This is a genomic window from Mycobacterium sp. E136, assembly GCF_001666865.1.
GTDB lineage: Bacteria > Actinomycetota > Actinomycetes > Mycobacteriales > Mycobacteriaceae > Mycobacterium.
In genome coordinates this window covers 1-6975 of sequence record NZ_LZJE01000235.1, presented here as the reverse complement: position 1 = coordinate 6975, position 6975 = coordinate 1, and the positions used below count along the sequence as shown (strand labels likewise).

The 6975-nt window shown below is 66.9% G+C and carries 7 protein-coding genes, 1 pseudogene and 1 other annotated feature; of the genes and pseudogenes, 4 read left to right on the top strand and 4 right to left on the bottom strand.

The window, feature by feature from the left end:
* The 3 genes and pseudogenes from A5698_RS15590 to A5698_RS15580 all read left to right on the top strand — a co-directional run.
* Positions 1-276, top strand: a pseudogene (locus A5698_RS15590) ([protein-PII] uridylyltransferase); the annotation flags it as partial.
* 69 nt (positions 277-345) lie between these two features.
* Positions 346-1914 carry a signal recognition particle protein gene (gene ffh, locus A5698_RS15585; RefSeq protein ID WP_068298536.1) on the top strand — a complete coding sequence of 523 codons (1569 nt, stop codon included), beginning with the start codon at positions 346-348 and terminating at the stop codon, positions 1912-1914.
* A gap of 1 nt (position 1915) precedes the next feature.
* Positions 1916-2989 (top strand): metal-dependent hydrolase family protein, encoded by a 1074-nt coding sequence (locus A5698_RS15580; protein WP_068298533.1) that lies wholly within the window; start codon positions 1916-1918, stop codon positions 2987-2989.
* A 70-nt stretch (positions 2990-3059) separates the two neighbouring features.
* Here A5698_RS15580 and A5698_RS15575 read toward each other — a convergent pair whose 3' ends face one another.
* Both A5698_RS15575 and A5698_RS15570 read right to left on the bottom strand, forming a co-directional pair.
* Positions 3060-3905 carry a D-alanyl-D-alanine carboxypeptidase family protein gene (locus A5698_RS15575; RefSeq protein WP_068298529.1) on the bottom strand — a complete coding sequence of 282 codons (846 nt, stop codon included), beginning with the start codon at positions 3903-3905 and terminating at the stop codon, positions 3060-3062.
* 73 nt (positions 3906-3978) lie between these two features.
* Positions 3979-4857 carry a D-alanyl-D-alanine carboxypeptidase family protein gene (locus A5698_RS15570; protein WP_068298526.1) on the bottom strand — a complete coding sequence of 293 codons (879 nt, stop codon included), beginning with the start codon at positions 4855-4857 and terminating at the stop codon, positions 3979-3981.
* Between the two features lie 32 nt (positions 4858-4889).
* On the opposite strand from A5698_RS15570, the gene A5698_RS15565 reads away from it, so the two are divergent.
* Positions 4890-5318 (top strand): nuclear transport factor 2 family protein, encoded by a 429-nt coding sequence (locus tag A5698_RS15565; RefSeq protein ID WP_068298518.1) that lies wholly within the window; start codon positions 4890-4892, stop codon positions 5316-5318.
* A 106-nt stretch (positions 5319-5424) separates the two neighbouring features.
* Here A5698_RS15565 and A5698_RS29740 read toward each other — a convergent pair whose 3' ends face one another.
* Both A5698_RS29740 and A5698_RS15555 read right to left on the bottom strand, forming a co-directional pair.
* A complete protein-coding gene (locus A5698_RS29740) occupies positions 5425-5634 on the bottom strand; it encodes a transposase (protein ID WP_068296726.1) in 210 nt (69 codons plus the stop codon).
* A gap of 52 nt (positions 5635-5686) precedes the next feature.
* A protein-coding gene (locus tag A5698_RS15555) for an IS3 family transposase (RefSeq protein ID WP_502687076.1) occupies positions 5687-6927 on the bottom strand; the annotation gives its coding sequence in 2 pieces (ribosomal slippage) (positions 5687-6642 and positions 6642-6927; 1242 coding nt in all).
* Positions 6535-6652 (bottom strand) — a sequence feature (AL1L pseudoknot). It overlaps the preceding gene by 118 nt.
* Positions 6928-6975 lie beyond the last annotated feature (48 nt).

The window sequence follows — 6975 nt, the reverse complement described above, 5'->3', positions numbered from 1 at the left end:
CCGCCGCGCATCCTGTGGTCCGAGGGCGCCCGGTCCGGTGAGCTCGTCGTACAGATCCGCAGCACCGACCGCGCCGGCCTGCTGGCCCGGCTCACCGCCGTCTTCGAGCGCGACGGCATCGACATCGCCTGGGCGAAGGTGACCACCATGGGGTCCTCGGTGGTCGACTTGTTTGGGATCACCGCCGACCCGGACCTGCGCGACGAGATCGAACGCGACTTGTACGCGGTGCTGCCCGCACCGCCTCCCCCCAAGCCGGTGTCCGAAGCGAGCTGATCACGGTCGTTCCCGCCGTGCATGCCCTGCTCGGGCGGGCCACCCGCGGCTCCCATTAGGCTGGACGTCGTGTTTGAATCCCTGTCCGACCGGTTGACCGGCGCCCTGCAGGGGCTGCGCGGCAAGGGGCGGCTGACCGAAGCCGATATCGACGCGACCACCCGCGAGATCCGGCTGGCATTGCTCGAAGCCGACGTGTCTCTGCCCGTCGTGCGCGCGTTCGTCAACCGCATCAAGGAACGCGCCCGCGGCGCCGAGGTGTCCGGCGCGCTCAACCCGGCCCAGCAGGTCGTCAAGATCGTCAACGAGGAACTCATCGGCATACTGGGCGGCGAGACCCGGCCGCTGGCGTTCGCCAAGACGCCGCCGACGGTCATCATGCTGGCCGGTCTGCAAGGTTCCGGTAAGACCACGCTGGCCGGCAAGCTCGCGAGATGGCTTCGCGTGCAAGGGCATACACCGCTTCTGGTGGCGTGCGACCTGCAGCGGCCCGGCGCGGTCAACCAGCTGCAGATCGTCGGTCAGCGTGCCGATGTCTCGGTCTTCGCACCCCACCCGGGTGTGTCGGCCGACGGTGCGGCCGATGCGGCGCCCGGCGATCCGGTCGCCGTCGCGGCCGCCGGCCTGGCCGAGGCCAAGGCCAAGCACTTCGACGTGGTGATCGTCGACACGGCGGGCCGCCTCGGTATCGACCAGGAGCTGATGAGCCAGGCCGCCGCGATTCGGGAGGCCGTCGATCCGGACGAAGTGATCTTCGTGCTGGACGCGATGATCGGCCAGGACGCCGTCACCACGGCCGAGGCGTTCCGTGAGGGTGTCGGGTTCACCGGCGTGGTGTTGACCAAGCTCGACGGCGACGCCCGCGGCGGTGCGGCGCTGTCGGTCCGCGAGATCACCGGTGTGCCGATCCTGTTCGCCTCCAGCGGCGAGAAGCTCGAGGACTTCGACGTCTTCCATCCCGACCGGATGGCCAGCCGCATCCTGGGCATGGGCGACGTGCTGTCGCTGATCGAGCAGGCCGAGCAGGTCTTCGACGCCCAGAAGGCCGAGGAGGCCGCCGCCAAGATCGGCAGCGGCGAGCTGACGCTGGAAGACTTCCTCGAGCAGATGCTGGCGATCCGCAAGATGGGTCCGATCGGCAACCTGCTGGGCATGCTGCCCGGAGCGGGCCAGATGAAGGATGCGCTGGCCGCCGTCGACGACAAACAGCTCGACCGGCTGCAGGCGATCATCCGCGGTATGACGCCCGAGGAGCGTGCCGACCCCAAGATCATCAACGGGTCGCGCCGGCTGCGCATCGCCAACGGATCGGGCGTGACCGTCGGTGAGGTCAACCAGCTCGTCGAGCGGTTCTTCGAGGCCCGCAAGATGATGTCGCAGATGGCCGGGCAGATGGGTATGCCGTTCGGCCGCAAGAACTCCCGCAAGGCGGGCAAGAACAAGAAGAAGGGTGGCAAGGGCAAGAAGGGAGGCCGGGGGCCGACGCAGCCGAAGGTGCGCAATCCGCTCGGCGCTTCAATGCCCGGTATGCCCGCGGGTTTCCCGGATCTGTCCGACATGCCCAAGGGCCTCGACGAGCTGCCGCCGGGCCTGGCCGACATCGACCTGTCGAAGCTGAAGTTCCCGGGTCAGAACTAGCGTGAAGCTCCACGTCCGCGGCGTCGGACTGCCCGACGAGCAGCCGGTGGAGTGGTGGATCGACCGCGGCGTGCTCAGCGCCGAGCCGGTCAGCGGCGCGGAGACGGTGTTCGACGGCGGGTGGATCCTGCCCGGGCTCGTCGACGCGCACTGCCACGTCGGCCTCGGCGACCACGGCCCGCTCGACAACCTCGACGACTGCATCACCCAGGCCGAGGTCGAACGCGACGTCGGCGCATTGCTACTGCGCGACGCGGGCTCTCCGATCGATACCCGCAGCCTCGCCGAGCGCGACGATCTGCCGGAGATCATCCGCGCGGGCCGCCACCTCGCCAAGCCCAAGCGCTATCAGCGCGGGTTCGCGATCGAGTTGGACGACGAATCCGCGCTGCCCGAGGCGGTGGCCGAGCAGGCGCGCTTCGGCGACGGATGGGTCAAGCTCGTGGGCGACTGGATCGACCGCGAGGTCGGCGACCTGGCGCCGCTGTGGTCCGACGACGTGCTCAAGGCCGCGATCGACGCCGCCCACGCCAACGGTGCCCGCGTGACGGCGCACGTGTTCAGCGAGGACGCGCTGCCGGGGCTGATCAAGGCCGGTATCGACTGCATCGAACACGGAACCGGCCTCACCGACGACACCATCGACCTGATGGTCGAGCACGGTACGGCGCTGGTGCCGACGCTGATCAACATCGCCAACTTCCCGGGCATCGCCGACGGCGCGTCGAAATACCCGGCGTATGCCAAGCACATGCGGGACCTGCACGAGAAGTGCTATCCGCGCATCGCCGCCGCTCGCGAAGCCGGCATCCCGATCTACGCGGGCACCGACGCGGGCAGCATGGTGGCGCACGGTCGGATCGCCGACGAGATCGAAGCGCTCACGCACATCGGGATGACCCCGACCGAAGCGTTGGGCGCTGCCTGCTGGAGCGCCCGCGAGTGGCTCGGCCGCCCGGTTATGGAGCACGGTGCGCCCGCCGATCTGGTCTGCTACGCCGTGGATCCGCGGAACGGCACGGGCGTCGTCAACAACCCGGACCTGGTGATCCTGCGCGGGCGCACCTTTCCCTGAGGCGCGAGCGACCGCAAAATGCCGCGAGATGGCGGCGTGTCATGTGCAAACACGGTCGCTCGCGCAACGTTTAAGGCTGGCTGAAGCCCCAGTCGAACAGTTGGATCGCCTGCCCGTAGAGATCGCCGTTGCCGTACAACTGCGCGACCACCAACCGCCGATTGCCGCGTTGCGCCGCGGCGGCGAAGGTGTCGCGGGCGAGGTTGGTGTAGCCGGTCTTGCCGACGAGCGTGCCCGGATACCGTTCGAGCAACTTGTTCTGGTTGGTGATCGTCTTCGGCCCGTTGTCGGTCGGGAACAACGACGACGGCTGACGCACGATCGCGGCGAACACGGGATAGCGCAGCGCCTGGCGATAGATCACCGCGAGATCGCTCGCGGTGGTGAACGACTCCATGCCCGGACCGTCGAGCCCGGACGGCGACGACGCACGCGTGCTGCGTGCCCCCAGCGCCTGCGCCTTGGCGTTCATCTTGGCCACCGCGACCCGGTATCCGCCGAGACCGTCCGCCAGGACGTTGGCGGCATCGTTGCCCGACACCAGCATCAGGCCGTCGAGCAGTTGCCGCACCGTGTAGGCCCGCCCGGCTTTCACTCCGACACAAGAGCATTCGACGTCGGCGGCTGCGGGCCTCGCGGCGATCACCGCGTTGAGCGGTAGTTGGTCGAGGACCACCATCGCCAGCAGCGCCTTGATGGTGCTGGCCGGTGCATGGGGTTCAAAAGGATTGCGCGAAGCGAGGATTCGCCCCGAGTCGAGGTCGGCGAGCACCCATGCCTGCGCCGGTCCGTCCGGCAGCGCGGCGGCGCCCGACGGTTCACCCCGCGGCTGGGCCGGGGCGGGTGGGGCGACGCCGACGGCCGCCGCCATTGCGCAAGACAGCGCAGTGGCCAAGGCGGCCAACATGCTTCGCATGGAGGCCGAGCGTATCGACGCCGTTCGGAGTCCCGGTCTCGGATGCGTTGCGATTCAGCAACTCAACGGGTGATCACAGTGCGCCGATACCGACTCCCGGGCTCAGCGCGAAGCCCCAGTCGAACAGGCTCATGGCCTGATCCCAGTAAGTCGGCTGGCCGGGTTTGTCCATGCCGTACATCAACGCGACGACCAACCGGCGACCGTCGCGCTGCGCCGCGCCGACGAAGGTCTTCTGGGCGCGGTCGGTGAATCCGGTCTTGCCGCCGAGCATGCCCGGATACCGCTTGAGCAGTTCGTCCTGGTTGACCAGCACCTTGTCACCGGCTTCGGTGGGGAAGACCGCGGTCGGTTGGGCGGTGATCGACGCGAACACCGGGTTGGCCATCGCGGCGCGGAAGATGACCGCCAGGTCGCGTGGCGACGACCACATGTCGATACCGGGCCCGTCGAGCCCCGATGGCGAGGCCGCGTGGGTGCCGTTCGCGCCGAGCTGGGCGGCCTTGGCGTTCATCTTCGCCACGCCGACGTCGTAACCGCCGAGCATGGTCGCAAGGGTGTTGGCCGCGTCATTGCCCGACACCAGCAACAGCCCCTCGAGCAGCTGCCGCGTCGTGTACACCATGCCGGGCGTGACGCCCGCGCAGTTGCACTCGACCTCGGTGTCGGCCTCGTTGGCGACCACGGTGGCATCCAGCGGCAGCTCATCGAGCACCGTCAACGCCAGCAGCACCTTGATCGTGCTGGCCGGCGCGTACTGTGCGTATTCGTCGCGGGCCGCGAGCACGGCACCGGTGTCCATATCGGCGAGCACCCAGGCGTGGGCCGGGCCGTCGGGAACCGGAACCGAGCCCGACGGTTGGCTGACGCCGACGGGAGCGGCGGCGGCGTTGGAGGTCCCCCAGATCGTCACGCACAGCACGGTCATGACGCAGATCAACAGCTTGCGCATGGGCAGGCAGCCTAGTCGTGTTCAATCGATCCATGTTGAGCCTGGAAGAGATTTCGGACCGCCTCGAGATCCAGCAATTGCTGATCGACTACTCGACCGCCATCGATCGGAAGCGATTCGACGACCTCGACCGGGTTTTCACGCCTGACGCCTACATCGACTATCGCGTCACCGGAGGCGTCGACGGCCGCTTCCCGGAGGTGAAGGCGTGGCTGAAGGAAGTGCTGCCGAACTTCCCGGCGTACTACCACATGCTGGGCAACGTCGACATCCGAGTCTCGGGCGACACCGCCACCTCGCGGGCCATCTGCTTCAACCCGATGGTGATGGGTGGCTCCGACCAAGACGCACGCCCGATCTACTTCGTCGGCATCTGGTACGAAGACGAATTCGTCCGCACCCCCGACGGCTGGCGAATGAGCAAGCGGGTCGAGGAGAAGTGCTTCGACAAACTCCTCTGACCCCTTTGACGGGTTGATCCCCCTCACGGGGGTGGCTGTTGCGCTTTGTGAGTGGTGACCGGTGGGTCTGGTGAGTGGTGAGTGCTGTGTCGGGGTATCGGGGTGTTCACCCCAGGGCGAGGGCTTTGTGGTGCAGGCGGGTGAGGTTGAGTACGGCGGCGGCCAGGTGCAGTTCGGCGGTGACGGCTTGGAGTCCTCGGCGGGCGAAGCGGCGTAAGCCGATTTGGTCTTTGAGATGTCCGATGACTGGTTCGACGGTGGCTGAGCGGCGTTTATAGGCTTTCGCGTTCTCGGGTTGACGCATCTTGTGGCGCATGGCATCTAGCGGTGACAGATCCGGCGCTGGTGAAGTACCCCAGGTTTTGTTCCTACTCGGTTGCGAGGGCCGGGGTTGGCTGGCTCGCGGGGTGTGAGGTGCCGGTGAGGGCGGCCTCGTACTCGGCAGGTGGAACGTAGCCGAGGGCTTCATGCAGGCGTTCCTGGTTGTACCAGGCCACCCAGGCGGCGGTGGCCAGTTCGACGTCGTCGACGCACCGCCACGGTTTCGCACGGTTGATCAACTCGGTCTTGTAGGCGGCGTTGACCGCCTCGGCGAGGGCGTTGTCGTAACTATCGCCGCGCGACCCTACCGAGGGGGCGATCCCGAGTTCGGCTAGCCGGTCGGTATAGGCCAGCGATAGGTATTGCGATCCGCGGTCGGAATGATGGACCAACTCGAATAGATCGGTATTCGACTGCCACACAGCGTGATTGAACGCCTGCAAGGGAAGATCTTCGGTTCGCATCGTCGCCGAAACCGCCCAGCCGACGATCTTCTTGGTGCAGGCGTCGGTGACGAACGCGGTGTAGCAGAACCCCTGCCAGGTCCGGACGAAGGTGATGTCGGCGACCCATAGCCGGTTGGGCGCCGGCGCCTTGAACTGGCGGTTGACCAGGTCTGCGGGCCGGGTGTCGGCGGGGTCGGTGACGGTGGTGAATACCGGCTTACCGCGTTGCACGCCACGCAGCCCGGCCTTGCGCATTAATCGGCGGGTCTGTTCTCTGCCCAGGTGCCAGCCCTTGCGTTTCATGGCCTGATGCATCTTCTGGACCCCGTAGACCGAGTAGTTGTCGCGGTGCACCGTGCGCAGGTCGGCGATCAGCTGCTCATCACGGATCTCGCGGTCCGAGGGCGGCCGGGTCCGCGCGGCCCGATACCCGCGGGAGGTCAGGAAACCAGGGATAGCTGCCCGCAGGATACGACAGATGAGCTCGACCCCGAACTGATCGCGATGCGCATCGATGTAGGCGATCATTTCGTCGCGGGGCGGTCGAGCTCCGCTGCGAAAAACGCAGACGCAGACTTCAACACTTCGTTGGCTCTGCGTAATTCGGCATTCTCACGCTTGAGCTTGCGGATCTCGGCGTGCTCCAAACTTGTCGTACCGGGTCGTTCGCCGGCATCGACCTGAGCTTTGCGGCGCCACCGGCGCACCGATTCCTCCGAGATTCCGAGTTTGCTAGCCACGGACTTGATGGCCTCGAACTCAGATGTTTCCGAGGCTTCCATCATGGTGTCCAACAACCGCAACGCACGCTGCCGAAACTCCGGCGAATACTGACGGGGCATAGCTTCCAATCCTCCTATGAAGATCGGAACAAAACCTGGGGTAGTTCA

Bases quoted from the DNA above. Each gene is read 5' to 3' on its own strand.
- A5698_RS15575 (WP_068298529.1), bottom strand. From the start codon at position 3,905: ATGCGAAGCATGTTGGCCGCCTTGGCCACTGCGCTGTCTTGCGCAATG.
- A5698_RS15570 (WP_068298526.1), bottom strand. From the start codon at position 4,857: ATGCGCAAGCTGTTGATCTGCGTCATGACCGTGCTGTGCGTGACGATC.
- A5698_RS15565 (WP_068298518.1), top strand. From the start codon at position 4,890: ATGTTGAGCCTGGAAGAGATTTCGGACCGCCTCGAGATCCAGCAATTG.
- A5698_RS29740 (WP_068296726.1), bottom strand. From the start codon at position 5,634: ATGCGCCACAAGATGCGTCAACCCGAGAACGCGAAAGCCTATAAACGC.